This window comes from Paenibacillus hunanensis, assembly GCF_034055775.1.
Taxonomy (GTDB): Bacteria; Bacillota; Bacilli; order Paenibacillales; family Paenibacillaceae; genus Saccharibacillus; species Saccharibacillus hunanensis.
Genome location: NZ_CP139194.1, coordinates 1,429,070 through 1,454,119 on the forward strand (window position 1 = coordinate 1,429,070; position 25,050 = coordinate 1,454,119).

A 25,050-nucleotide genomic window follows, 5' to 3' on the forward strand; every position below is an offset into this window, starting at 1 on the left:
TGAGGGAGAGAACATGAATTCTGAAGTAGAGCTGGAACCTACCTCCGGTATCAAAAAGAATAGCTGGCTACGTAGCAGCTCATCGATCAGTCTGGAGGAAGTGAATAATACAGTCAAAATTCCGCAAAATGCTGGATTCTGGCGCAAATTTTTTGCCTTTGCTGGCCCTGGCGCGCTCGTAGCGGTTGGCTACGTCGATCCGGGGAACTGGGCAACCTCGATTGCTGGTGGTTCACGATTTGGCTATACACTGCTATCGGTCGTGCTCATCTCCAGCCTGGTAGCGATGCTACTGCAAACACTCGCTGCCAAGCTCGGGATCGTTACAGGGAAGGATCTAGCACAGGCTACACGGGATGCAACTGGCCCTAAGACCGCTGTATTTCTGTGGATTTTGACCGAGCTTGCGATTATTGCCACCGATCTAGCGGAAGTGATCGGTTCAGCGATTGCACTGAATCTGTTATTCGGTATTCCGCTATTATGGGGCATTCTGATTACCACCTTTGATGTATTGCTGCTGCTGTTATTGCAGAAAAAAGGCTTTCGGATTATTGAATCGATCGTTATCGTACTGATGGCTACGATCTTTGTGATCTTTGGCTTTGAAATGATCGCTGCACGTCCTGATGTAGCAGCGCTGTTTGGCGGATATATTCCCAAGCTTGAGGTTGTGACCAACTCGTCGATGCTATTCGTAGCGCTGGGTATTCTCGGTGCAACGGTGATGCCGCACAATCTGTATCTACATTCCTCGATCATCCAATCGCGTCAATATAAACGCACACTGGAAGGAAAGAAGGAAGCTGTCAAATTTGCCAGACTCGATTCAGTTGCCTCACTTACAGTGGCATTTCTGATCAACTCGGCTATTTTGATTCTTGGAGCCGCTGCTTTTTATGGTAGTGGATTGCAGGTTACTGAGATTGAAGCGGCGTACCAGCTGCTCAGTCCAACGGTCGGTGTCGGCATTGCCAGCACATTGTTCGCTGTTGCCCTGCTCGCTTCGGGTCAGAACTCAACCATTACGGGTACACTGGCAGGACAGATCGTGATGGAGGGCTTTGTACGACTGCGCATATCGCCTGTACTGCGTCGTGTAATCACACGTCTGCTGGCGGTTGTACCAGCCTTCATCGTTACGTGGCTGTATGGTTCGAGCGGTACAGGGAATCTGTTGCTCTGGAGTCAGGTCGTACTGAGCTTGCAGCTTCCATTTGCGATTATTCCACTCGTACGCTTTACCAGTGATAAGGGGAAAATGGGTAGCTTTGCGAACTCACGCGCTACCAAATGGCTGGCATGGACAGCGACGGGTGTGATCGTTGCACTAAATCTGTTCCTGATCGGTTATCTGTTCTTAACAGGTGAGCAATTAGGGTAAATAAATGTGATATAAAATTCATTGTTTTATAGGAAGACCGCTCTGGCATATGTACAGAGCGGTCTTTTTGCTATACCTGAATAGCGCTTGTAGAGACATGCGGAAAAAATATAAAATGCAATTGACTGTAAGCGCTTTTAGTAATAGTATTTAATCATATTATAATCAAAAGTTAATCATTATTTTACCAATATACTCATTTATCGAGGGCAAGGGGGACGGATATGACAGCACAAAGCATTCACTGGGGGATTGCGCCGATTGGCTGGCGTAATGATGATGTACCTGAGATCGGGGCAGGGAACACATTGTCGCATCTATTGAGCGATATTGTCGTAGCTGGCTTTGAAGGAACAGAGGTAGGCGGCTTCTTCCCATCGGCAGAGGTGTTAAAGCGTGAGCTGAAGCTGCGTAAGCTTCGTATCGCCGGGCAATGGTTTAGCAGTTATCTGATCCGTGATGGATTGGAGCAGGTGCTGCCTGCATTTCGTGCGCAATGCCTGTATTTGCAGGATGTGGAAGCGAGTGTAATTGTCATTTCCGAGCAGACATACAGCGTGCAAGGACTGGATCGGGATGTATTCGCGCAAAAGCCCTATTTTAACGATGAGGAATGGGATGTGCTGTGCAGCGGTCTGAATGAGCTGGGCAAGGTAGCCGAGGAATATGGACTGAAGCTTGTATATCATCATCATATGGGTACCGGTGTGCAGACCGCACAGGAGATCGATCGTCTGATGGCAGGTACGGATGCGGCGCATGTGCATTTGTTATATGATACCGGGCATATTTATGTATCGGATGGCGAATATATGTCTGTTCTGCGCAAGCATATTGATCGTGTGCGTCATGTGCATTTTAAAGATGCACGGTTGCAGGTGCTGTCGGATTGTCGGGAGCAGGGCAGATCGTTCCGCGATTGCTTTTTAAGTGGCATGTTCACCGTGCCTGGAGATGGCTGTATTGATTTTAGTGAAGCCTATGACTTTTTAATAGAGCATGGGTATAGCGGCTGGATCGTGATTGAAGCGGAGCAGGACCCGGATGTAGCACATCCGCTGGAGTATGCGCTGATCGCGCGGCGGTATATTGATGAGCAATTGTTACGCTCAGCAGCACCTCATTGAGGATCATGCAGCACTAATCGTGGTTATTATGGACCAGAGTCGTTCGATATGAATACAGACAGAATACAATGATATCGAAAGTATGCCTGTAGGATACAGAACGAATGGAGCGTATAAAAAGCATACATTTAATAAGCGACAGATAGCCTGTAGCAAGATGGAGCTGCTTCGGCAGACACAAAGTTGTACACCCCAGGCCAATTTTATTCAGGAGGCAAGCAAAATGACATTACGTATTGGAGTTATCGGAACAGGCGCGATTGGACGGGATCATATCCGCCGGATTACATGCAATTTGAGCGGAGCGGAGATTGTCGCAGTAACCGATGTGAATGCAGACGCAGCCGCGCTGGCGATCGAAAGCTATGGCTTAACCGACGCGAAAATTTATCCAGATGATCTGTCACTTATCGCTGCACCCGAGGTAGACGCGATCCTCGTAGCAAGCTGGGGACCGGCTCACCAGCAGAGCGTACTGGCAGGTATTGCGGCAGGCAAATACGTATTTTGTGAAAAGCCGCTCGCAACGACAGCAGCCGGCTGTCGCGAGATTGTCGAAGCAGAGATCAAGCATGGCAAAAAGCTCGTTCAGGTCGGCTTTATGCGCCGTTACGATAGCGGCTATATTCAGCTCAAGCAGGCGGTCGAATCCGGCTTTATCGGCGAACCGCTAATGATTCGCTGCGCCCATCGCAACCCTTCCTCAGCAGACTTGTACACAACTGATATGGCAGTGACCGATACCTTTATCCATGAGATCGATGTGCTACACTGGCTCGTCAACGACGACTATGTATCCGCACGCGTCGCTTTCCCGAAAAAGACCCGCAACGCGCTACCCCATCTGCGCGACCCACAGGTGATCACACTGGAAACACGCGGCGGCATCCTGATCACAACCGAAATCTTCGTCAACTGTAAATACGGCTACGATATCCAATGCGAGATCATCGGCGAAGAAGGCATCGTACGCCTGCCCGAGGTGGCAGGCATCACCTACCGCAAAGATGCCCAGCTCGGCATGAACCTGCTCATGGACTGGAAAGACCGCTTTATCGATTCCTACGACCGTGAACTGCAAGACTTCATCGACTGCATCAACCAGAACCGCGACCTACAAGGCCCAACCTCATGGGACGGCTACGTCGCAGCCGTTACCGCCGACGCCTGTGTACGCGCCCAGGAATCCGGCCAAGAGGAAGCGATCGAGCTAGACGAAAAACCAGAATTTTACGGTGGTGTCGCACTACGTAGTGTGTAAAATAGGGAAATTACGCATTCCAAACCCCACATACTACGCAGTAAAACAACAGGCATTATACATGAACCAAGACAGCATCTAGTAGATCGTGATGCTTGGTATATAAACTAAATTCAATTGTCATTTTAAAAAACGATAAAATAATACTAATGAATAACAGAAGAACAAAAACAAGAATGAAGAATAAAAAAGAAAAAGAAGAAAACAGAAGAATAACAAAAAAACAGCCTGTTGAGCAGGGATCACTTCCCTTAACTCCAACAGGCTGTTTTTATTTAACTACAAAAAGAAAAATTATAAACAACCACAGTCAAAATTAAACTCAAAACAACCCACAATCAAAGTAATCATTCTATTCAAACTAATAATTAAATGCAAAGTAATGATGGAATGCAAACTAATAATTGAATATAAGCATCAACTGAACTCCAAGTACCCAAAGCTTTTCCTGCCGCTACGCGCCCTTAGGCGCGTCAATACTGCTATTGCGATCAGTACGCACGGAGCGAAGGGAAGGAAATAAGGGGAAAAGACGACTTACAGTGTTAGTGATTTCCTAACACACGGTTCAATGAAAAGTGATTTTTGCGCAGCAAAATATCTTACCGCTTTGGAGGGGCGGGAATCTACATTTAATTCCTAATCCAGTAGATTCCCGCGGCTCCACCCGAGTCCGTCCCCTTATTCCTTCCCGCAGCGGCTTACTGCCCAGCAAAAAAAGTTTGCGAGCCCCCCTTTAAGGGTAACGTAGCTCAATTCCATGCCTCGAGCAAAACTCCGCATACTGCTCATCCGGCGATTCAGACGAGATCAAAATATCCACATCCTCCAGCGGCGCATAAGTCAGCAGCGTCGATTTGCCAAATTTACTACTGTCCGCCAGCGCAATCAGCTTCTGCGCTTTGCTCGCAATCGACTTTTTGATCTCGTATTCCAGCAGATCCGAGTTGGTCAAGCCATGACTAATACTCACCCCGGTCGCTGCCATAAACGCCTTGGTCACATTGTATTTTTGCAACGAGAGCGGATTATCCATGCCGACAAAGGAGCGCGTATTCGCCTTGTACGTATTGCCGATCACAAGCAGACTCACATGCGGCATATCGGCGACCGAATTGATCACATCCAGACTATTGGTCAAAATGGTCAGCCGTAGCTCGGGATTCAGATGCTCGGCGATCGTACGTGTAGTCGTACCGGAATCGATATATACCAGATCATCCTCATCGATACAGGCAGCAGCTAGACGAGCGATATCGTTCTTTTTTGTCTGATTACGGGTGGTACGATTTTCAAAGGGTACCAGCTCGTTGGTGGAGGTCACACCACCGTATACCTTTTCAATGGAGCCTTTGCCAACGATCTGATTAATATCGCGACGAATTGTATTTTTGGATACATCAAAATAGTCACACAGCTCATCCAGTGTGACATTTTTCCGAGCATGGATGTACGCCTCGATATCCTGTAGCCGTCTCGCCTTCATACACATTCTCCTATAACTTATGATGCATCTAATATAAAATATAACCAAAATATAATCAATATATGATTAAAAAATTGAATAGAATGGTTAAGTATTCAGCTCTGAATCCATGAAAATATGAAAAATAACGCTAATTTTGCTACAGCAAACTTCATTTATTTGCTTATACATCAATGTTTTTCAGCGATTTTCATGAGAAAACTAACGAAAGGGCTTGTTTTACATCTATAACAGGGTTGACGTTAAAATGTTTATTATATATCATACGAATATAACCAAAATATAACCAAATGATGATTCGTGAAGCTGATGCAGCGATGCACAGCAACATTTCAAATTTGCAATGTTGAGAGGAGCCAGGAAGTATGAGTACACTGACAGGCACGGCGAGAAAGCTGAAGAACTATATCGGCGGCAAATGGGTAGAGAGCAATACTACTGTATATGAAGACGTTTACAATCCGGCAACAAAGGAATTGATTTGTCAGGTACCGATCTCGACCCGCGAGGACATTGAGCATGCCGCTGAGGTAGCCAAGGCAGCTTTTGAGAAATGGAAGCAAGTCGCTGTGCCAAGACGCGCACGCATCCTGTTCAATTTTCAGCAATTGCTCAGTCAGCATCGTGAAGAGCTGGCACGTCTAATCACGATTGAAAACGGTAAAAACTTAACCGAAGCACTGGGCGAGGTTGGACGCGGCATTGAAAATGTCGAGTTCGCAGCCGGCGCGCCCACATTGATGATGGGCGATTCGCTCGCATCGATCGCAACGGATGTGGAAGCGGCGAATTATCGCTATCCAATTGGCGTTGTAGGCGGCATCGCGCCATTTAACTTCCCGATGATGGTGCCATGCTGGATGTTCCCGATGGCGATTGCACTTGGTAATACATTTATCCTCAAGCCATCTGAGCGTACACCGCTATTGACCGAGAAGCTGGCAGAGCTATTCTCGGAAGCAGGCTTGCCAGACGGCGTGTTCAATATGGTATATGGCGCCCATGATGTAGTAAATGGCATTCTGGAGCATCCTGAGATCAAAGCGATTTCGTTTGTCGGCTCCAAGCCAGTCGGAGAATATGTATTCAAAAAAGGCAGTGAAAACCTCAAGCGCGTCCAAGCACTGACGGGTGCAAAGAACCATACGATCGTACTGAACGATGCCCATATGGAGGATACACTGACGAATGTCGTATCTGCAGCCTTTGGTTCGGCTGGTGAACGCTGTATGGCATGTGCAGTGGTGACGGTAGAAGAGGGCATTGCAGATGAGTTTATCGCTCGTCTGAAGGAAAAGGCTGTACAGGTGCAGATCGGTAACGGTCTGGATGATGGTGTCTTCCTTGGCCCGGTCATTCGTGAAGATAATAAGAAGCGTACCGTAAGCTATATTGAAAAGGGCATCGAGGAAGGGGCAAGCCTGCTGCTCGATGGACGTGAACGGATGACGGATGATGGCTACTTTATCGGCCCAACGATCTTTGAAGATGTTACACCGGATATGACGATCTGGAAGGATGAGATTTTCGCGCCAGTATTGTCGGTTATTCGAGTGAAGAACCTGAAGGAAGCGATCGAGATTGCGAACCAGTCCGAATTTGCGAATGGAGCCTGCCTGTTCACCTCTAACGCGAATGCGATCCGTTATTTCCGTGAAAATATCGATGCAGGTATGCTCGGCATCAATCTAGGTGTCCCTGCACCGATGGCATTCTTCCCATTCTCAGGCTGGAAATCGTCCTTTTATGGCACGCTGCATGCGAACGGCAAGGATAGCGTTGACTTCTACACGCGCAAAAAGGTGGTAACCGCACGTTACCCAGAACCTGACTTTCAATAATCCGATAGACCATCATCCTACGGGAACGATACAGGAGGAACCCAAGTGACCAGTCATCTGCTGCGCAAACCCCAATCTCAACCGATCGGCGAAGGCATCACCTTAGTTCAGGAGGTGTTAACCTCCGATTCGCCGCTAGAATATGTAGGCTTCAAGCTGATCGACCTTGCTGTCGGTGCTGTATATGAACAGACATTGGAGCAGGATGAATGCTGTATTGTCGCATTAACGGGCAAGATCACCGTGGCCGAGGGCGAGCATCGCTTTGAAGGCATCGGTACACGGGAAAGTGTATTTGAGAAAAAGCCGACGGACAGCGTCTTTGTATCCGGTGGTGCTAGCTTTACCGTTGAAGCCGTAACGACTGCAACAGTAGCGTTATGCTATTCTCCAGCTGTCGAGTCTAGACCGACCAAGCTATTGCCAGCTTCGGGCGTAGGAGTGGTGCATCGCGGTAAATACAATAACCAGCGCATGGTACATGACATTTTGCCGGATAGTGATCCGTCTGCAAGTAGTTTGCTTGTGGTCGAGGTGTATACAGAAGGTGGCAATTTCTCTAGTTATCCGCCGCACAAGCATGATCGTGATCTGCTACCTGAGGAATCACTGCTGGAGGAAACGTATTATCATGAACTAGCACCAAAGCAGGGCTTTGTGTTCCAGCGCGTGTATACGGATGATCGTAGCATTGATGAGACGATGGCAGTTGAGCATCGCAATGTCGTGATTGTGCCTGCTGGCTATCATCCGGTAGGTGTGCCAGACGGCTATACATCGTACTACCTGAACGTAATGGCTGGACCGAAGCGTATATGGAAATTTTATAATGAGCCGGATCACGAGTGGATTTTGAATCGCGACTGAGCCGTAGGAACAAGCGGTGCTATAGTGGCTCAGTGTAGCCGCGGCACCGCTATTCGCCTGCCAGACTGCCAATCGATAAAGGAGCGTTGAAGCAAATGATGGATACACCCAGCAGCACACCGCGTTTTGAACTCGTGACTCTCGGACGTGCTTGTATTGATCTGAACGCAGTAGAGTACAACCGACCGATGGAAGAAACGATGACCTTTTCCAAATATGTAGGTGGATCACCTGCCAATATTGCGATTGGTGCAGCACGACTCGGATTGACGACTGGCTTCATCGGTAAAATTGCAGATGACCAGCATGGACGCTTTATTCGTAGCTATATGGAGCGTGCAGGTGTGGACGCAGGTCATTTTATCGTGGATACGGAAGGACATAAGACAGGCCTTGCATTTACCGAGATCAAAAGTCCAGAGGAATGCAGCATTTTGATGTATCGTGATGATGTGGCTGATCTATACTTACGCCCGGAGGAGATCGAAGAAAGCTATATTCGTGATGCAGGGCTACTGCTCATTTCCGGTACGGCACTTGCGCAAAGTCCATCTCGTGAAGCGGCATTACAGGCGATTCACTATGCGCGCCGTAACGGTGTGAAGATCGCGTTCGAGCTGGACTATCGTCCGTACACATGGACATCTCCTGCGGAGACATCTGTATATTATTCGCTCGTAGCAGCACAATGCGATATCGTGATCGGTACACGTGATGAATACGATGTGATGGAGAATCGAATGAACGGCTCGAATGAAGAAACGACAGCTACCCTGTTCGCAGCCGGTGCCAGTCTGGTTGTGATCAAGCATGGTGTAGAAGGTTCCTATGCGTATACTCATACAGGGGAAACGTATCGTGGACATGCCTACCGAACGAAAGTGCTGAAAACATTTGGTGCAGGTGATTCCTATGCAGCGGCATTCCTGTATGCCACGATTCGTGGCAAGGATATCGGTACGGCACTGCAATATGGAAGCGCTGCCGCTTCGATCGTTGTGAGCAAGCATAGCTCCTCGGATGCTATGCCAACTGTAGATGAGATTGAGACGCTGATCGGACAGCAACCGGTGATTCCGTCCTGAGCAGCCCCTATATTCTAACCGAAGGTGGAGACTCCTAATGGGAAATAAAATCAGACTGACAACCGCGCAGGCGCTGATCCGCTTTTTGAATCAGCAGTATATCGAAGTGGATGGTGTAGAAACGCCTTTTGTAGAAGGAATTTTCAGCGTATTCGGCCATGGTAATGTGCTTGGGATCGGGCAAGCGCTGGAGCAGGACGCCGGACATTTGAAAGTTTTTCAGGGGAAAAACGAGCAGGGGATGGCGCATGCCGCAATTGCCTATAGCAAGGAAATGCTACGCCGTAAAATTTTCGCGGTGACCTCATCCTCGGGCCCTGGCTCCGCCAATCTGGTGACGGCTGCCGGTACAGCGTTGGCTAATAACATTCCTGTGCTGCTACTACCTGCGGATACCTTTGCCAGCCGCCAACCGGATCCGGTGCTACAGCAGATCGAGCAGGATTACAGTCCAGCTGTAACGACCAATGATGCGCTCAAGCCAGTATCGCGTTACTGGGATCGGATCACCCGTCCAGAGCAGCTGATGAGCAGCTTAATCCGCGCCTTTGAGGTGCTGACTGATCCAGCAAAGGGCGGCCCGGTCACACTGTGCATCTGTCAGGATACCGAAGGTGAAGCCTATGATTATGATGAAGCCTTTTTCCAGAAGCGTGTTCATTATCTGGATCGTGCAGAGCCGAATGAGCGTGAGCTGACCGCAGCAGAGCAATTAATTCGCAGCAGTAAAAAGCCGCTGATCGTCGTAGGTGGCGGCGCGAAGTATTCCGGTGCCCGCGAAGAGCTGATTCACATTTCGGAGACGTACGGTATTCCACTCGTCGAGACACAGGCTGGAAAGTCGACAGTAGAATACAGCTTCCCGCACAATCTGGGTGGTCTGGGTGTGACAGGTACACTATCTGCCAACAAAGCAGCACGTGAAGCGGATTTGATCATTGGAGTGGGTACGCGTTATACAGACTTTGCAACCTCCTCCAAAACAGCATTCGATCCTGAAAACACTCGTTTTCTAAACATTAACGTAAGCCGTGTGCAGGCGTACAAGCTGGATGCGGTGACCGTCGTTGCGGATGCCAAGCAAGCGATTCAGCGCTTGCAGGAGCGTCTGGCTGGATATCGCAGTGAATGGGGTGGACAGATTGGACAGTGGCGTCAGGAATGGGCGTCAGAGCGCCAGCGTCTAGCAGAGATTCGCTTCCAGCGCGAAGGATTTGATCCAGAGATCAAGGGGCATTTTACACAGGAGCGCTTGAACGAATATGCAGATGCCTTACAAACGGAGCTCGCACAGACGACCGCACTTGCGATGGTCAACGAAGCGGTTGATAGCGATAGCATTGTGATCGCAGCAGCAGGCTCGTTGCCTGGCGATATGCAGCGAATGTGGCAGGCAGATTCGCCGAATACGTATCATTTGGAGTATGGCTATTCATGTATGGGCTATGAGATTGCTGGCGCACTCGGTGCCAAGATCGCTCATCCCGATCGTGAAGTATATGCACTCGTTGGGGATGGTAGCTTCCTGATGCTGCATACCGAGCTAATTACAGCGATGCAGTACAATTACAAAATTAACATTGTACTATTCGATAATTCAGGCTTCGGCTGTATTAACAACTTGCAGATGGATAACGGTGGCGGCAGCTTCTATTGCGAATTCCGCGATACGAGCAATCGCATTATGAATATCGATTATGCCAAAGTGGCGGAGGGGTATGGAGCGAAAGTCTATCGTGCCAATACGCCAGACGAGATTCGTGCTGCGATTGAGGATGCGAAAGGTCATGATGGCTGTACGCTGATCGAAATGAAGGTTCTGCCGAAAACGATGACCGATGGCTACGAGAGCTGGTGGCATGTCGGTGTAGCCGCCGTGTCTGAGCGTGAAAGTATTCAAGCAGCGCATGCCAGCAAGCAGCAAATGCTGGAGAAGGCGAAGCAGTACTAAATAGTATCAAGCGAATAACACATGCATACCAGATATTAGGAGTGTTATAGCTAGTTCCAGTATTCCAGCTATTGTTGTTCTAGCGATTGTAATGAAGGCAAGCGACAAATTCATTTTAAATAAACAAATAAGCAAACGAGACAGGCGCACGGTAATTCTTACCTGCGCCTGTTCTATAAAGAGGAGGCTCACGCATGACGCTGGTATCCATGAAGGAAATGCTGCAACAGGCACGCGAGCACCAGTATGCAGTTGGTCAATTTAATGTCAACGGATTGTCGTGGGTACATGCGATATTGGATGCGGCACAGGCAGAACAGGCGCCAGTCATTGTAGCGGCATCGGATCGCCTGATCGACTTTCTTGGCGGTTATCGCACGATTGCCACACTTGTTCGTGTACTGGTGGAGGAAAAGGGGGTAACTGTACCGGTTGCCTTACATCTGGATCATGGCAAATCGGTCGAAAGCTGCCTGCGCGCGATCGATGCTGGCTTCACCTCGGTCATGTTCGACGGCTCACATGGCCCGATTGATGAAAATATCAAGCAGACCCGTCAGGTCGTTGAATATGCTGCACCGCATGGAATCTCTGTCGAAGCGGAGGTTGGCACCGTAGGTGGTGTAGAGGACGGATTGATTGGTGGCATCCAATATGCCAATCTGCACGAATGCGTACGAATCGTTGAGGAAACAGGTATCGATGCACTTGCCGCTGCACTTGGCTCAGTTCACGGTAAATATATCGGCGAACCGAAGCTCGGCTTTACCGAAATGGAAGCCATTTCGCAGGCTATTGGTATCCCGCTCGTGCTGCATGGCGCATCCGGTATCCCGCTACATCAGCTCACGCGTGCAATCGAGCTTGGTCATGCCAAGGTGAATATCAATACCGAAAGTGTCACTGCCTGGTCACTACAACTACGACAAACACTGGTAGACCATCCCGATACGACCGAACCACGCACGATTCTTACTCCAGCGCGTCAAGCGATCGAGGATAGCGTTCGCGCCAAAATTCGCGAGTTCCGCTCCAGCGGTAAAGCCGCCATATCCACTCAGCTTGTGGAGTGAATGAAACGAACGAATGATGCTTATACATCCCATTGGATAATGGATGAAGTTCACCTGACTATATCTATAGTAGACATGGGACGCAAAACCAGCAGAATTTTCAATTTAATCTGAAAATCCTTCAATCTCGTTCGCCACTTCCTTCTATATAATGAGCCGTAAAGCCGTCGCCGCAGAGCGATTCACCGCCCATCCAATGGCTGTGGATGTGCTCTGTGGCGATGCTGCATTTATATGAAGAAACGCGGTGATGAATGATGAAGGAAACGATACATGAGCAACCATCTCAGCTACATGCAGTAACAGATGAAGCGACCGCTCATCTAACAAAAGCGATACCCGAACGTCCAACCGTGACCCCGGGCATCGATAGCTTATTACGCATGGAGCTGCTCCCACGCCTGCGTAATGATGTGCAGGTGCGTTATGAAGGCAGTATTGATAAGCAGGGCTTTAATGCGGATTGGGATTGGTGGCTATATAAGGAAGGCAAGGAATGGGTGATCTTTGACGTGGATGGGCCAGGCTGTATTTACAATCTGGTGCAGCATCGATATCCAGACAGTGAGGAGCCGACCTTTTTCTTCTATTTTGATGGAGAGGAACAGCCTCGTTTTCAGATTCGGCATTCGGAGTTTGGACAGAAGGCTCCGTTGATCGCGCCGCTGGCTGATCAGTATATGGGACCGGATGATCATGGCAGGGGCCCGATTCGAGTCGTGCGTAGCTTTGTACCGATGCCATTTGCGCGGTCGTGTCGGATTACGACGGATATTCGTTTGAAGGGGGCTGCCAAGGGAGACGGTGGCTGGGGACATGTGATGTACCATACGTATACCAGTGCAATCGGCATTCATACTTTTACCGGACAGGAAGATTATAGCGAGCTGCTGAATCAGTGGAGAGCTGTAGAGGATGATCCGAAGCCAGAGGTGGAAGGGAAGATCGTAGCGCTAGAACAGCTACAGCTAGAAGCTGGACAAAGTACGACACTGCTCCAGCAGAGTGAACCGGGCAGTATCGTATCGATCAAAGCACGCTGGCATCATGATTCGACACTGGAGATTCCGCGCTCTTTGCTGCACGACATCTGGATTGTGGCGCATTGGGATAGTCATGAGCAGCCAGATGTGGAATGTCCGCTGGGGGCTTTTTTCGGTAATGAACTCGGCTATAATCGGATCGGAATTCTATCGCATGGACAGCGTCAGGATGGACAGTGGTATCACTATTTACCGATGCCATATTGGAGCGCAGCACATATTCGGCTGGAAAATCGGGGAGCTAATGCGGTGGAGTTTGCACAGTGGGAGATTCGCTACACTACATTAAATGAATCGTTGTATCCACAGCATGATACTGGATATTTCCGTACGTCTACGTATTATCCATTGCAAGCGACACATGGGGCAGACAGTATCATCGGGCGTATTACGGGGCGTGGACATCTGGTCGCCGGGCAGGTGACTGCATTCGCACGTACACCGGGCATCATTAGCTGTGAAGGGGATGTGCGCGTCTATATTGATGATAATGCTACACCGCAGGTAGAGAGCGATGGCTCAGAGAGCTGGGTGAATTATGGCTGGGGCTTTCCGACACCACCAGAGATGAATCCAGCTACTGCCTATGATGGCTTGCCTGATAATCCGTGGTCAATGGTACGGCTATGCAGTGGTGATTGTTATCCGTTTCGCAAGGAATTGATATTTGGCATCGAAGCAGGAGAATACAACAATCAATACTTGCGACATTCGGGCATTTTGTTTTATTACGGTCAGGATGAAGAGGGCATGGTGCTCACCGATGAGCTGGATGTGGGGAATTCGGCATCCGAAGGCATCCATACGTATCATACGCAGGGCAGTCGAGGATATTATACGCTGGAGTCAAGCTACGAAGGCGATGCGGATGATGTGCTGATTACAGATAAAGGGCATGAGACCGAAGGCTGGAGTCAATTTACAGTATCCGTATCGCCAGACCATTCCGGTGTACGGCTACGCCGACGCTCTGACCAGATCACCGGGCGACAACGAGCGATGGTATATGTAGACGATCAGCTGGTGCAGGAGCGTAGCTGGTATGTCGCGGATCGCAATCCGTATAAACGCTGGTTAGATGATGAGTTTGACATTCCGATTGCCTATACAGCAGGCAAGGAGCAGTTAACGATTCGACTGGAATACGTGCAGGAGGGCGAGTCCCGAGTTTGGAATGAATTTTACTACTGGATCTACAGTCTGAAGTGACCGACAAGCCGGAGCAATATGAATGGATGTTTTAAACGATGTGTTGTAAAAGATAGGTCTAACCCCAGCGGTTGGAGGCTAGACCACCATTTCCACATACAATGGCACTATGAATAAAGCTACGATAATCTACCGTATCCAAAATCGGGGTAGATTATCGTAGCTTTATGCGCTTCTAGCCTCGTATCCTTCTTCAAGTTAGCCCATATTGGAGCTTCCTTGATCCCGGAATGTAACTATTCCGTGTAAGCATTCATAGTAGAATTAAAACTAAAAATGAAAATAAAGCTGAGAGTAAAAGTAGAAATAAAACTACGAATAGAACTACGAATAGAACTACGAATAGAACTACGAATAGAACTGTTAATTACACTCTACTGCTTTACGGGGTGACAATCACAATTCCATGCTGCCCTGCATACTGCCTATACTCCTCGCTCGGCTCACTATTCGTGATCAAATAATCAATATCACTCAGCGCACAATACGTCGTGAGTGCGTATTTGTCGAATTTGCTATCATCGATCATGAGCAGCACATTGGAGCTCTTTTTCACGACTGTACTTTTAATATCCGTTTCCAGCGGCGATGAGTTGGTCACTCCATTCATAATCGAGATGCCAGTTGAAGCGAGAAATGCCTTGTTGATATTATACTTACTCAGCAGCTCCACACTCTGAAATCCCACAAACGAATCGGTACGACGCTCAAACATCCCACCTGTCGAAAAGATCGTCAGATTCGGATACGGCTTTGCACCGTGAATAAAGTCAAAATTGTTAGTCACGATGGTCACCTGACGCTCACGAATATACGGTAACAGCTCCAGCGTAGTCGTACCAGAATCGACGAAAATCACATCGCCATCCTCGACAAAGCGTGCAGCCAGCTGTCCGATCTCCTGCTTTTTGGTCAGATTGCGATCCTTGCGCTCGTTGAAGCCGACCAGAGTCGAATGATTGACGGATACGCCGCCATATACTTTATTTAAAATGCCTGATTCGACGAGCGTCCGCACATCACGGCGAATCGTGTTTTTCGATACACCAAAATGCTCTACCAGCTCTTCCAGCGAAACGGACTCATGCTCGAATACATATTCCTTGATCTGATTAATACGTTGCGATTTGATCATCTGTTGATTCTCCTATGGTCAAAGTGACGATATCGAATAAGTAATGCTGTCCGCTATTATTGTAAACGTTATTTGGTAAATGGCAAAGATTATCATCTTCTAGGCGTACAGGGCGTTACATGCTCATTATAGGTAGGATATGACCTATATGTATATTTCAATATAGGAAATCATCGATCTGGTATAGGAAACTGCCGTAAGATTAAGCATTATCTCGATAAAGCCACTCATTCCGCGGCATTTCCGGATATTTCTCAGTATATACCGTTCTCTAATCTGCTCTTGATCATATATAGTCCATGATCACCTCCCACCTCATTCAAGCACTAGGACCTATATTAGATGCTGTAATCTACTAATTACGGCGAATGAGTCCGTTTATTTCCTACTCGAACTCTCTATAGTCGATGAATCTCCTACATTTCTCTGCAGAATGAACCAGGAGCGCCGATTTCATCCCTAAACCTCCGTGTATGAGCAGCAAAATCCACCTTTTTAGCAAAAAATCCAGATGGCGATTACCCGTCATTTGCATAAAAATAATAACGTTTTTGCGAAATGTCGAAAAAGAGAGAAAGTGAGTAGTACCCCCACAGCTCTAAATTGAAGAAAATAATCGACATTATTCTGCCGCTAAAAGTGAACCTAAATTAAAAAAATTACGAAAATATGAATAAATTCCCTTATAATTGGCTAATTTCACAGTACGGTCGTACGTAAAATAAGCCTGTTCCTTGCCTGAAAAGCGCTGAAATCGATTGATTTCACTCATGCTGGTTATAAATATAGTAATAACGCAAACGCGCTGCGAAGGAAAAAGGTAGGATAAGGCAGCTTGATTACTATTAAGTATTAAGAACCATTTCCTATTGTAGAAACTATGGTTCCAGAGGCATACTTAAGTCACAAACAAAAACACGATTCGCCAAATAAATTGTCGGAAAAAGACGAAAAAGAGGAAGAAGCTATAAAGAATATCTAATATTTTCCGATAAAGTATAGTAACAAGCACATGACGAGACAAGTAAAGTGATGATCTGACACCTGACTATCAACAATATAAAATGATGCCAATCAAGGGGGCTAACCTTATGAATTATAATCAATTGACTGACGTGAAAATTATGGAGAAAGCAAAACCGGTTTCTGGTGGTTGGTTCCGCTTTGTAGAAAGCACTGAAACAACGAAAGGTCAAAACGAGCAAGAGCAATGGGCTGCTATCTACCACAAAGAGAATGACAAATATATCGTAACGAATGATTTTCTGAATGTAGGTCTGAACGATCCTGCTGGCCGTGTATCTCTGGTTGGCTACGGTGAAAACCTTGACGGCATCATGTTTGTGATCTGGGAGCACCAAAAAGAGATGGGTAAGGAATACACTATCCTCGATCAAATTCGTGAAATCAAAAGCGAAGAGATGGAGAAAGCAAGCCAAAAAATGTGGAGCTGGGAAGACAAGTCCGCAGATACAACGTACTTCAAGCACGAAATGTTCAATCCTTGGGAAGAAAGCTATTGATTGATCGTTACCTGAGCTATAACGAACCCTTTCGCTGCGGCAGTCTGCATCTGTAGACTGTGCAACGGAGGGGTTTTTGTGTAACATACGGCATAGATGCAAATATGGAACACGCCGTTTGGAATACACGAGCGATATACATAATCAACTTGATCGTATGGAGGCTACCTACAATGCAATTACCTGAAATTACAAAGCTGGATGACGATATCATTCAGGTGAAAATCGCGATGTCCTATCCACTGCGCTGGGTGAACAGCTACCTGATCGGTGGTACAACCGGATGGACGATTGTTGATCCGGGGCCGCGTAATCCAGAAAATGAGCTAGCCTGGGAGCAGGTGCTACAGGAGCTGAACATTCCCTGGTCTGCGCTGGAATCGATTGTACTTACGCATCATCACCCGGATCATGCTGGCTTATCGGGCTGGTTTCAGGAACGTACGGGCATTCCTGTCTGGATATCTAAGGTAGCATGGAGTGAATTTTTGCGTTCATGGGGAGCTGGCAATACCGCATCGGCTGATCTGGTAGAGATGTTCGGGAATAATGGAATGCCACAGGATATTACTGATCTATTACCTGCGCATCTGGATAGCTTTTTGTCGCAGGTGACACCACCGCCCGTACCTTCCTTTATCCTGCCTGGACAAGCTGTAATGATGGGTGGACGAAGCTGGCAGGCGATTGAAACGTCCGGTCATGCGGCAGGGCATGTGTCGTTATATGATCCACAGCATAAGCTGATGCTGTGTGGAGACGCGGTTCTCCCGCAAATCTCACCCAATATTAGCCTTGTACCTGAAAGTGATCCCAAGCCGCTTGCCTCGTATTTGGAAGGGTTACGCCAATTGGGAAGCTATGAGGTGGAGCAAGCATTGCCTGGTCATCGTCGTCCATTTGGTGGTTTCCGTGAACGCACGATCAAGCTGCTTGAGCATCATGAGGAGCGTTTGAATGCAATGCTGGGCAGATTGGAAGAGCAGCCGCGTACAGGCTATGACATTTGCATGAGTATATTTAGTAGCAAGCTGACGCTGCATCAGCTTCGTTTTGCGATGTCGGAGACACTGGCACATCTGGTCGAGCTAGAGCAAACCGGGCGCGCTATTGCTATAGAGCGTGATGGCATTATTTATTATGAGTCTGCGAAGCATTAATGAAGCTATCCACTGATTACGGGTCTAGGCTGATGTTGCCGCTGTGAAGCGCAATAGTGGCAAGTTGAATTTCATTGTACTGAATGATAGACTGCAAACAGTGCTTGTTTTACGAATGGATGTTGGGACAAGTGGAACGGGATTTAACTGGAATTAACACCAATTTCATCAGAGATTAAGCTAATGGTTTTATAATAAGGTTAATTCGTAGCCGACGTTTGTTTTATTTTAGCCCGAGGATGAAAGGGGCCTTCATCATGAACAATGCAGACAGCACATGGATCGATATTACCATACAAGGCGTCCGTCTAATCGCGTACCTGTCGCTCCTGATCAGTGCCATTATTGGTTTGTTTGGCGGTCTGGCGATGCTGCAAGAAAACCGGCGTCCATTGTGGTATCGAACACGTACACTTCTTGTGTATTGTGGTGTGATGCTTACTGTACTGCAGGGGATTGTTAGTGTACTTAATATTGCCTATTATCAGGGGTGGTCGGCGGCGTTAATTCCGTTCACTACCTATGCAGGAAGGCTGAGTAATGGCTTTGCCCTGATTGCTTTTTATACCACGCTTGCGTATATCGTGCCGACATTATTATTTAGTCGTAATCGTGCAGGCTTGTCGCCGCGCTTTTTATCGGCGTTGCTAATTCCAACACTGGCGCTGCTGCTCCTGTCCGGCTTGCTGACTCGCAGCTATGAGGGTCTGTTGCCGCTACTGCTTATCTATGTATTTACAGGTGTGTGTCTGGTCTGGCTGACCGTGCTGCGCTGGCTGGCAAGTGATGATACAGAGCAGGAGCGTCAACGCAGTCGCTTCAATCTGCGTAGTCCAGATATCCGACTGACCGGTCGTGAAAATGAAGAGCATGAGACGCATGAGGAAGAATCGCGTCCGTTGCCACGCTGATTGCATATGTGGATAGGTTTATTGAACGTATAATTAGTACGTAGAGTATGAAGAAGGTATCGCTATATTGTCGATATCTTCTTTATTTTTATGATGAAAAAAGCCCGATTCTATCGCTATAGGAAGCGAGGAGAATTGGGCTTTTTCAGTTGGTTTTATAATGATTCGCGTACCATCGTCACACATCTGTACATCGTGCAGCGCATGATCGAGCCGCTAATACAATTTCTAATGAAATGAACAGCGAATAGTTAGCGAGTATTCCGCATAACGATAACGGTGTAGCGTGATCCTTTAACAATGTAATGTTGAGTAGCGTAGCTCCATTGAGACTCCATGCAGACAGTATAGCAAGGTATAACGACTTAACAGCTATGCCTTACTTAGCTTCATCATCCTCAGGCAATTCCATATCCGAGCTATCTGCCTGCTGCTCCTGATCCAGTCTGCGTCCATGAGCGATGCGGCTACTTGCTGCCGCGGCGATCGCACCGACAATATCGTCAAAAAACGTATGAATAGGACCTAAACTTTTATCATTTAATCGACCAAGTACACCGGGCTTTAATTTATCGACATATCCATAGTTCGTAAATCCAATGCTGCCGTACACATTAACGATGGCAAATGCAAGAATTTCATCGACCCCGTATAGACCTTCATCATTTTCGATCATTTCCTGAAGGGGAGAGATGAGTTGGCGCTGCTCGGCAAGAATATCCAGCTGCACACCGGTCAGCAATGCGTTTTGTACCTCGCGCTTCATCAGCACCTTTTCCACGCTGGCTTCGCATTCCTCAATCGTCAGATTTGGAAAATAGCTTTGCTGTAGAAATAGCACCAGCTCTGCGATTTCTCGAATGGTGACACCACGCTTTTCAAGCCATTCGCGGGTAGCTTGCTCTACGTTCAGACTGCTCAGACTGTACGGCACTTTTTCCGGTTGATTATGCTCCATGCTTGAACACCTCTTTTTCGGATAAACTGCTAATGCTGGGTAAAGCGGCTAGAACGAGCCGTACTCTTATTTAACCCGACAACCGTCCAGGTTATCAAGCAGTAGGAAGCCAATTTGCGGTTTAGGGTGCTTTTGCAAGGGAGGTTTGTTAGAATAAGAATGCGAATACGAAGCAGGAGGCATACAACCATGAGAATCAACGGACGGCAGACGAATGAGCTGCGCCCCTTGAAAATAACCCCAAATGTGAATAAATACGCAGAAGGTTCTGTCTATATCGAGGTCGGTGACACGAAGGTTATGTGTACGGTATCGGTCGAAGAACGCGTGCCGCATTTTATGAAAGGACAGGGTAAAGGCTGGGTAACAGCCGAATATTCCATGTTGCCACGCGCCACTCAAACGCGTAATCAGCGTGAAGCAGCAAAAGGTAAGCTGGGCGGACGCACGATGGAAATTCAGCGTCTGATCGGACGCGCACTGCGCTCAGTTGTCGATCTGCAAGCACTGGGCGAGCGTACGATTACCGTCGATTGTGATGTGATTCAAGCGGATGGTGGTACACGTACCACATCGATTACCGGTTCATTTGTCGCACTGGCGATTGCAATGGATAAGATTGCGTTACAGCATAAGCTGGCTCGTTTCCCAATTACGGATTATCTGGCATCTGTCAGCGTCGGGGTCGTAGGTGACCGTGCTGTACTGGATCTGAACTATGAAGAGGATTCCAAGGCAAAGGTCGATATGAATATCGTCATGACGGGCAAAGGTGAATTTGTCGAGCTGCAAGGCACCGGTGAAGAGCGTCCATTCAACCGCAAGGAGCTGGATGAAATGCTGGAGCTGGGCGAACAGGGCGTACTGCGCATGATTGAGCTGCAAAAGGAAGTGCTCGGACCGATCGCACTGAAAATTGCTAGCGGACAGGCCGGAGCACAGGTATGAGTGTACTGACCGGCAATATCGTGATCGTGGCGACCAAAAATAAAGGCAAGGTGAAGGAGTTCGCGCACGCGTTCGCCGCACTTGGTCTTGAGGTTCGTAGCATGTTCGATTATCCGGAGCTACCGGATATTGTGGAGGATGGAACCACCTTTGCCGAGAATGCATTTAAAAAAGCGAAAACGGTAGCCGACGCGCTTGGCGTACCCGTACTCGCTGATGACTCCGGTCTATGCGTGGATCGACTGGATGGCGCACCAGGTGTCTATTCGGCGCGTTATGCTGGAGAAGGCGCTACGGATGCGGACAATAACGCTAAGCTGCTACGCGAGCTAAGTGAGCTACAGCTGGGCGAGGATACCGAACAGCCGCTGCTCAGTACAGCACGCTTTGTATGCAGTCTGGCTCTGTATGATCCAGCTACTGAGCATATCTGGACAGCAGAAGGTGCAGTAGAAGGCTGGATTACTGCTACACCTTCCGGTGCAGGTGGCTTTGGATATGATCCACTATTTTATTTGCCGAATGAACAGCAGACGATGGCGAATCTGACCATTGAGCAAAAGCAGGCAATTAGTCATCGTGGCGAAGCACTGCGCAAGCTGATCGCTTCCCTGCAAGCAGGCTGAATCGGTACAGAATACGGAACAGCTTGTCTTCACAGTATTAGCCAATAGCATCATACCATCGTCACTAATCCTATAAGATAAGATGACGAGTTGGACAAGACAAGCATCATGAGTGGTCGATATAGAAGCATGATCTATAGCGTACAGAGGTCATACGATCCTGTGTAGCTGTTGATGGATATCACTGCTGTAAGCTGTATAGCGAGCAGACGGATCAACCCATCGATAGTGTCACAGATCGTATGGCTTTTTTGCTGTTAATTTGGCTGTTATGTCACTATTGATGTAAAGTTTGTAAGCCCTGTCGAGTACATAAGAAAAAGGGCATAAAAACGCAGTGTAATCGGTCTATAGGCTTTTGCTTTGGGCTATAGACGTGTTGTAAAATATACATAGAGTAACCATAACTGCCCGCGATGTCGGGTAACAGGGAGGTATACATAATGACAGAAGTAAGACTTGAGATTGGCTATGAGGAACACGAGGATGGAAAGACGTTAACACCATTAATTGAGCAGCTTGTGGCAGACGAAGAGAAAAGTCAGGCGCTGACCAGCCTCATCATTGGAGATTGGGGCGGTGCGTATGAAGATACACCGGATGAATTTTTGCCTGTTTTGATCGCTGCGGCACCGAAATTTCCGAATTTGCGCCATATATTTATCGGCGATATGGACTCGGAGCAATGTGAAATATCGTGGATTAGACAAACCAATCTAGGGCCGCTACTATCCGCTTATCCGCAGATTGAATCGTTTTATATTAAAGGCGGGGTCGATCTGGAGCTGGAGCCATTGGAGCATGAGAATTTACAGGAGCTTATTATCATCAGTGGTGGCTTATCCTCTGTTCTATTGCAATCGATTCAAAAGGCAAAGTTGCCCAATCTGCGCCACTTAGAGCTGTATATAGGTGTAGACGATTATGGATTTGATGGCAATCTGGAAGATGATATTTTGCCGTTTTTGTACAATAATCCGTTCCCTAAGCTCGTGGCACTCGGCTTAAAGGATAGCGACCTTCAGGATGAGATTGCGGTGGCAGCAGCGAAAGCTCCGGTACTAGCACAGCTGGAAGAGCTGGATTTGTCTGAAGGAACCTTATCGGATACCGGAGCAGAGGCGCTACTGAATAGTGAAGGCGTGCGTAAGCTCAAGCGTTTGAATTTGAATTATCATTATATGTCGGATGACATGATGAATAAGCTACGTCAGTTCTCGCAGGAAACGGGCATTACGATCACGATGGATGAGCAGCAGGATCTGGAAGAAGAATGGCGCTATCCATCAGTGACTGAGTAATAACAGTGATCGATTCGCACTCAGCTACGATCACATCGATTCTGATCGGTAACCCGGGCAATAAACGTACATTGGGTTGGCAACAGGCATTGCGGTCACAGGGACAGCGGAGTGCACTGGAGCTGTCGTACGCTCGTCTGCTACATGCGATTCGCGCGGGAGAACAATTGCCCGAGGTGCTGGATAGCATGTACAGACGGAGTCAGCATCAGCAGTCGCTTGAAGCAGTAGACATTACAGCTATACGGCGAAGTAGTGTAGCAGTACCAGATCTATTATCCGGCTACAAATGGATAGCTAGCCAGCCTGTTCTGCTGAGGCTGGATGCGCCTGGTGAGAATGCAGCAGTCGAGCGAGGCTTAATCGCACTCGGTGCAGTCGATGCAGTGAACGCGCATGACGATTCGCTGCTACCGCTGGCTGCTTATACGAATCAGGGTGATCTAACGTATACAGCGGCGCGTCGTTTGGAAGGACAATATGGTCGCATTTTGTATCCAGCACAATGGTTTCGTGGGTACTGTCGTCTGTTATCATGGCTTCATGCACAGGTCGAGCAATATTTGCCGCAGGCGCAGTGGATGAATGCTCCAGCAGAGATTGCGCTGATGTTTGATAAAAGAGCTTGCTCGCTGCATCTACATGCAGCGGGCATTGCTGTTCCAGCGACCTTATCGCAAACGGCAGCTACGTATACGCCAATCCGTAGTTATGCGGAGCTACGAAAGCAGATGGAGGCGCAGCGGGTGCATCGTGTCTTTGTAAAGTTATTTTGCGGTTCGGCAGCTTCGGGTGTGATCGCGTATCAGTATCAGCCTCGTACCGGGGCAGAGATTGCGATGACGACGATCGGTAAGGAGCAGATTGGCGGCGAGACGATCTTTTACAATTCAGGTCGGCTTATTCGCTATACAGAGACTGCGGATATTGAGCAGCTTGTAGACTGGGTGGCTGGTGAAGGAATGCATGTGGAGCGCTGGGTGAGTAAGGCATCGCTGGATGGACAGGCATATGATGTGCGCCAGCTTGTCTGCCGCGAGCAGGCAGGTCATGCCGTGCTGCGCCTGAGTCGCACACCGATCACGAATTTGCATTTGCGTAATAAGCGTTTGCTACTAGCAGAAGCTGGATTATCCCAAGCTGTATGTGCCTCGATCCGTAGTACGTCACAGCATGCACTGGAAGCTTTTCCCGATTCCTTTTGCGCGGGATTGGATGTGCTGGTGCCTCGAAGTGGAAAAGAACCTCTCATTATGGATGTGAATCCATTTGGAGATTTGCTGTATCATGTCCAGCATGAAGGGCTTGGCACGTATGAGTGGGAGCTATCGCGCTGGCTGGAGCAATGGAGAAAGGAAATGACGGATGTCGATTAATATGAATGAAGTGGTAGGCAGTCATGATATCGTGATGATTACGCTGGATACACTGCGCTATGATGCTGCCGTGCTGGAGGAAGCGAATTGTCCGAATCTATGCGGCACTGGCTCCTGGGAGAAGCGCCATACACCAGGCAGCTTTACCTATGCGGCGCATCATGCCTTTTTTGGCGGATTCCTGCCGACACCTGCAAATACGGATAAGTCCTCTCATGTGCGTCTGTTCCATGGTAAGCATAGTGGACTGCGTACCCATCCGCATACATGGTTGTTTGATGCACCAGATATAGTTACCGGACTTGCACAGGAGGGCTACCGGACGATTTGCATCGGTGGTGTCATCTTTTTTACGAAGAAAAATAAGCTGTCTCGCGTTCTACCCGGTTATTTTCAGCAGAGCTACTGGCGGATGAACTTTGGCGTAACGAATCCGAATTCGACTGCGAATCAGGTTAATCATGCATTGCGGTTACTGGATGAGATCGAGGAGCAGGAGCGATTGTTTTTATTTATGAATGTATCGGCGATTCATGGGCCGAATCATTATTTTATTCCGGGTAATCATCGTGATTCGGTGGATAGTCAGCGAGCGGCATTACGCTATGTGGATGGGGAACTGGGACGTTTATTTGAAGCGTTGCGGCAGCGAGAGCGTCCGGTGTTTTGCCTTGTGTTTTCAGATCATGGCACCGCGTATGGTGAGGATGGCTATGAGGGGCATCGTCTTGCTCATGAGGTCGTTTGGAATGTGCCGTATCGGGAATTTTTCTTATAAATAGGAT

General features: G+C 48.1%; 21 protein-coding genes. 18 read left to right on the forward strand and 3 right to left on the reverse strand.

Annotation, left to right across the window (positions count from 1 at the left end):
• Nucleotides 1-13 precede the first annotated feature (13 nt).
• The 4 genes from SK066_RS05725 (at nt 14) to SK066_RS05740 (ending at nt 4,092) form a co-directional block, all read left to right on the forward strand.
• Nucleotides 14-1,384 (forward strand): Nramp family divalent metal transporter, encoded by a 1,371-nt coding sequence (locus SK066_RS05725; RefSeq protein WP_188777057.1) that lies wholly within the window; start codon nt 14-16, stop codon nt 1,382-1,384.
• 224 nt (nt 1,385-1,608) lie between these two features.
• A complete protein-coding gene (iolE, locus tag SK066_RS05730) occupies nt 1,609-2,511 on the forward strand; it encodes a myo-inosose-2 dehydratase (RefSeq protein WP_320543981.1) in 903 nt (300 codons plus the stop codon).
• 223 nt (nt 2,512-2,734) lie between these two features.
• Nucleotides 2,735-3,772, forward strand: coding sequence for a bifunctional inositol 2-dehydrogenase/D-chiro-inositol 1-dehydrogenase (locus SK066_RS05735; protein WP_250344157.1), 1,038 nt, complete (start codon nt 2,735-2,737; stop codon nt 3,770-3,772).
• Nucleotides 3,773-3,948: 176 nt separating this feature from the next.
• Nucleotides 3,949-4,092, forward strand: a complete 144-nt coding sequence (locus SK066_RS05740; RefSeq protein ID WP_320543982.1) for a hypothetical protein — start codon at nt 3,949-3,951, stop codon at nt 4,090-4,092.
• Nucleotides 4,093-4,508: 416 nt separating this feature from the next.
• On the opposite strand, the gene SK066_RS05745 is transcribed toward SK066_RS05740, so the two are convergent.
• The gene (locus SK066_RS05745) at nt 4,509-5,258 is read right to left on the reverse strand and encodes a DeoR/GlpR family DNA-binding transcription regulator (protein ID WP_320543983.1); all 750 of its coding nucleotides are present in this window, start codon (nt 5,256-5,258) and stop codon (nt 4,509-4,511) included.
• A gap of 365 nt (nt 5,259-5,623) precedes the next feature.
• Here SK066_RS05745 and iolA point away from each other — a divergent pair, with 365 nt between their 5' ends.
• From iolA to SK066_RS05775, 6 genes are all read left to right on the forward strand, one after another.
• Nucleotides 5,624-7,099, forward strand: a complete 1,476-nt coding sequence (iolA, locus tag SK066_RS05750; protein ID WP_320543984.1) for a methylmalonate-semialdehyde dehydrogenase — start codon at nt 5,624-5,626, stop codon at nt 7,097-7,099.
• 45 nt (nt 7,100-7,144) lie between these two features.
• The gene (gene iolB / locus SK066_RS05755; protein ID WP_320543985.1) at nt 7,145-7,966 is read left to right on the forward strand and encodes a 5-deoxy-glucuronate isomerase; all 822 of its coding nucleotides are present in this window, start codon (nt 7,145-7,147) and stop codon (nt 7,964-7,966) included.
• 95 nt (nt 7,967-8,061) lie between these two features.
• Entirely contained in the window at nt 8,062-9,051 is a 990-nt protein-coding gene (gene iolC / locus SK066_RS05760; protein ID WP_407673750.1) for a 5-dehydro-2-deoxygluconokinase, read from the forward strand.
• Between the two features lie 37 nt (nt 9,052-9,088).
• The gene (gene iolD, locus SK066_RS05765) at nt 9,089-11,002 is read left to right on the forward strand and encodes a 3D-(3,5/4)-trihydroxycyclohexane-1,2-dione acylhydrolase (decyclizing) (protein ID WP_320543986.1); all 1,914 of its coding nucleotides are present in this window, start codon (nt 9,089-9,091) and stop codon (nt 11,000-11,002) included.
• Nucleotides 11,003-11,196: 194 nt separating this feature from the next.
• Nucleotides 11,197-12,075, forward strand: a complete 879-nt coding sequence (gene fba / locus SK066_RS05770) for a class II fructose-1,6-bisphosphate aldolase (RefSeq protein WP_320543987.1) — start codon at nt 11,197-11,199, stop codon at nt 12,073-12,075.
• A gap of 254 nt (nt 12,076-12,329) precedes the next feature.
• Nucleotides 12,330-14,327 carry a DUF2961 domain-containing protein gene (locus SK066_RS05775; protein WP_320543988.1) on the forward strand — a complete coding sequence of 666 codons (1,998 nt, stop codon included), beginning with the start codon at nt 12,330-12,332 and terminating at the stop codon, nt 14,325-14,327.
• Nucleotides 14,328-14,709: 382 nt separating this feature from the next.
• Here SK066_RS05775 and SK066_RS05780 read toward each other — a convergent pair whose 3' ends face one another.
• On the reverse strand, nt 14,710-15,462 hold the full coding sequence (locus SK066_RS05780; RefSeq protein WP_320543989.1) for a DeoR/GlpR family DNA-binding transcription regulator: 753 nt from the start codon (nt 15,460-15,462) through the stop codon (nt 14,710-14,712).
• A gap of 1,091 nt (nt 15,463-16,553) precedes the next feature.
• On the opposite strand from SK066_RS05780, the gene SK066_RS05785 reads away from it, so the two are divergent.
• The 3 genes from SK066_RS05785 to SK066_RS05795 all read left to right on the forward strand — a co-directional run bounded on the left by SK066_RS05785 (nt 16,554) and on the right by SK066_RS05795 (nt 19,056).
• The gene (locus SK066_RS05785) at nt 16,554-16,985 is read left to right on the forward strand and encodes a hypothetical protein (RefSeq protein ID WP_188777069.1); all 432 of its coding nucleotides are present in this window, start codon (nt 16,554-16,556) and stop codon (nt 16,983-16,985) included.
• 173 nt (nt 16,986-17,158) lie between these two features.
• Entirely contained in the window at nt 17,159-18,145 is a 987-nt protein-coding gene (locus SK066_RS05790) for an MBL fold metallo-hydrolase (protein ID WP_320543990.1), read from the forward strand.
• 257 nt (nt 18,146-18,402) lie between these two features.
• On the forward strand, nt 18,403-19,056 hold the full coding sequence (locus SK066_RS05795) for a hypothetical protein (RefSeq protein ID WP_320543991.1): 654 nt from the start codon (nt 18,403-18,405) through the stop codon (nt 19,054-19,056).
• 379 nt (nt 19,057-19,435) lie between these two features.
• Here the strand turns inward: SK066_RS05795 and SK066_RS05800 are convergent, their stop codons facing one another.
• Entirely contained in the window at nt 19,436-20,014 is a 579-nt protein-coding gene (locus SK066_RS05800) for a phosphatidylglycerophosphatase A family protein (RefSeq protein WP_320543992.1), read from the reverse strand.
• A gap of 189 nt (nt 20,015-20,203) precedes the next feature.
• Between SK066_RS05800 and rph the strand changes: the two genes are divergently transcribed.
• The 5 genes from rph (at nt 20,204) to SK066_RS05825 (ending at nt 25,043) form a co-directional block, all read left to right on the forward strand.
• Entirely contained in the window at nt 20,204-20,962 is a 759-nt protein-coding gene (rph, locus tag SK066_RS05805; protein WP_188777078.1) for a ribonuclease PH, read from the forward strand.
• Nucleotides 20,959-21,588: an XTP/dITP diphosphatase gene (locus SK066_RS05810; protein WP_320543993.1), complete on the forward strand. Its 630-nt coding sequence runs from the start codon at nt 20,959-20,961 to the stop codon at nt 21,586-21,588. Before rph ends, SK066_RS05810 begins: the two co-directional genes overlap by 4 nt.
• A 443-nt stretch (nt 21,589-22,031) precedes the next feature.
• Entirely contained in the window at nt 22,032-22,889 is an 858-nt protein-coding gene (locus SK066_RS05815) for an STM4015 family protein (RefSeq protein ID WP_320543994.1), read from the forward strand.
• A 5-nt stretch (nt 22,890-22,894) separates the two neighbouring features.
• A complete protein-coding gene (locus SK066_RS05820; protein WP_320543995.1) occupies nt 22,895-24,265 on the forward strand; it encodes an STM4014 family protein in 1,371 nt (456 codons plus the stop codon).
• A complete protein-coding gene (locus SK066_RS05825) occupies nt 24,255-25,043 on the forward strand; it encodes an STM4013/SEN3800 family hydrolase (protein WP_188777084.1) in 789 nt (262 codons plus the stop codon). Before SK066_RS05820 ends, SK066_RS05825 begins: the two co-directional genes overlap by 11 nt.
• Nucleotides 25,044-25,050 lie beyond the last annotated feature (7 nt).

Coding starts and splice junctions, on each gene's coding strand:
- SK066_RS05725 (WP_188777057.1), top strand. CDS start 14: ATGAATTCTGAAGTAGAGCTGGAACCTACCTCCGGTATCAAAAAGAAT.
- iolE (WP_320543981.1), top strand. CDS start 1,609: ATGACAGCACAAAGCATTCACTGGGGGATTGCGCCGATTGGCTGGCGT.
- SK066_RS05735 (WP_250344157.1), top strand. CDS start 2,735: ATGACATTACGTATTGGAGTTATCGGAACAGGCGCGATTGGACGGGAT.
- SK066_RS05740 (WP_320543982.1), top strand. CDS start 3,949: ATGAAGAATAAAAAAGAAAAAGAAGAAAACAGAAGAATAACAAAAAAA.
- SK066_RS05745 (WP_320543983.1), bottom strand. CDS start 5,258: ATGAAGGCGAGACGGCTACAGGATATCGAGGCGTACATCCATGCTCGG.
- iolA (WP_320543984.1), top strand. CDS start 5,624: ATGAGTACACTGACAGGCACGGCGAGAAAGCTGAAGAACTATATCGGC.
- iolC (WP_407673750.1), top strand. CDS start 8,062: ATGATGGATACACCCAGCAGCACACCGCGTTTTGAACTCGTGACTCTC.
- iolD (WP_320543986.1), top strand. CDS start 9,089: ATGGGAAATAAAATCAGACTGACAACCGCGCAGGCGCTGATCCGCTTT.
- fba (WP_320543987.1), top strand. CDS start 11,197: ATGACGCTGGTATCCATGAAGGAAATGCTGCAACAGGCACGCGAGCAC.
- SK066_RS05775 (WP_320543988.1), top strand. CDS start 12,330: ATGATGAAGGAAACGATACATGAGCAACCATCTCAGCTACATGCAGTA.
- SK066_RS05780 (WP_320543989.1), bottom strand. CDS start 15,462: ATGATCAAATCGCAACGTATTAATCAGATCAAGGAATATGTATTCGAG.
- SK066_RS05785 (WP_188777069.1), top strand. CDS start 16,554: ATGAATTATAATCAATTGACTGACGTGAAAATTATGGAGAAAGCAAAA.
- SK066_RS05790 (WP_320543990.1), top strand. CDS start 17,159: ATGCAATTACCTGAAATTACAAAGCTGGATGACGATATCATTCAGGTG.
- SK066_RS05795 (WP_320543991.1), top strand. CDS start 18,403: ATGAACAATGCAGACAGCACATGGATCGATATTACCATACAAGGCGTC.
- SK066_RS05800 (WP_320543992.1), bottom strand. CDS start 20,014: ATGGAGCATAATCAACCGGAAAAAGTGCCGTACAGTCTGAGCAGTCTG.
- rph (WP_188777078.1), top strand. CDS start 20,204: ATGAGAATCAACGGACGGCAGACGAATGAGCTGCGCCCCTTGAAAATA.
- SK066_RS05810 (WP_320543993.1), top strand. CDS start 20,959: ATGAGTGTACTGACCGGCAATATCGTGATCGTGGCGACCAAAAATAAA.
- SK066_RS05815 (WP_320543994.1), top strand. CDS start 22,032: ATGACAGAAGTAAGACTTGAGATTGGCTATGAGGAACACGAGGATGGA.
- SK066_RS05825 (WP_188777084.1), top strand. CDS start 24,255: ATGTCGATTAATATGAATGAAGTGGTAGGCAGTCATGATATCGTGATG.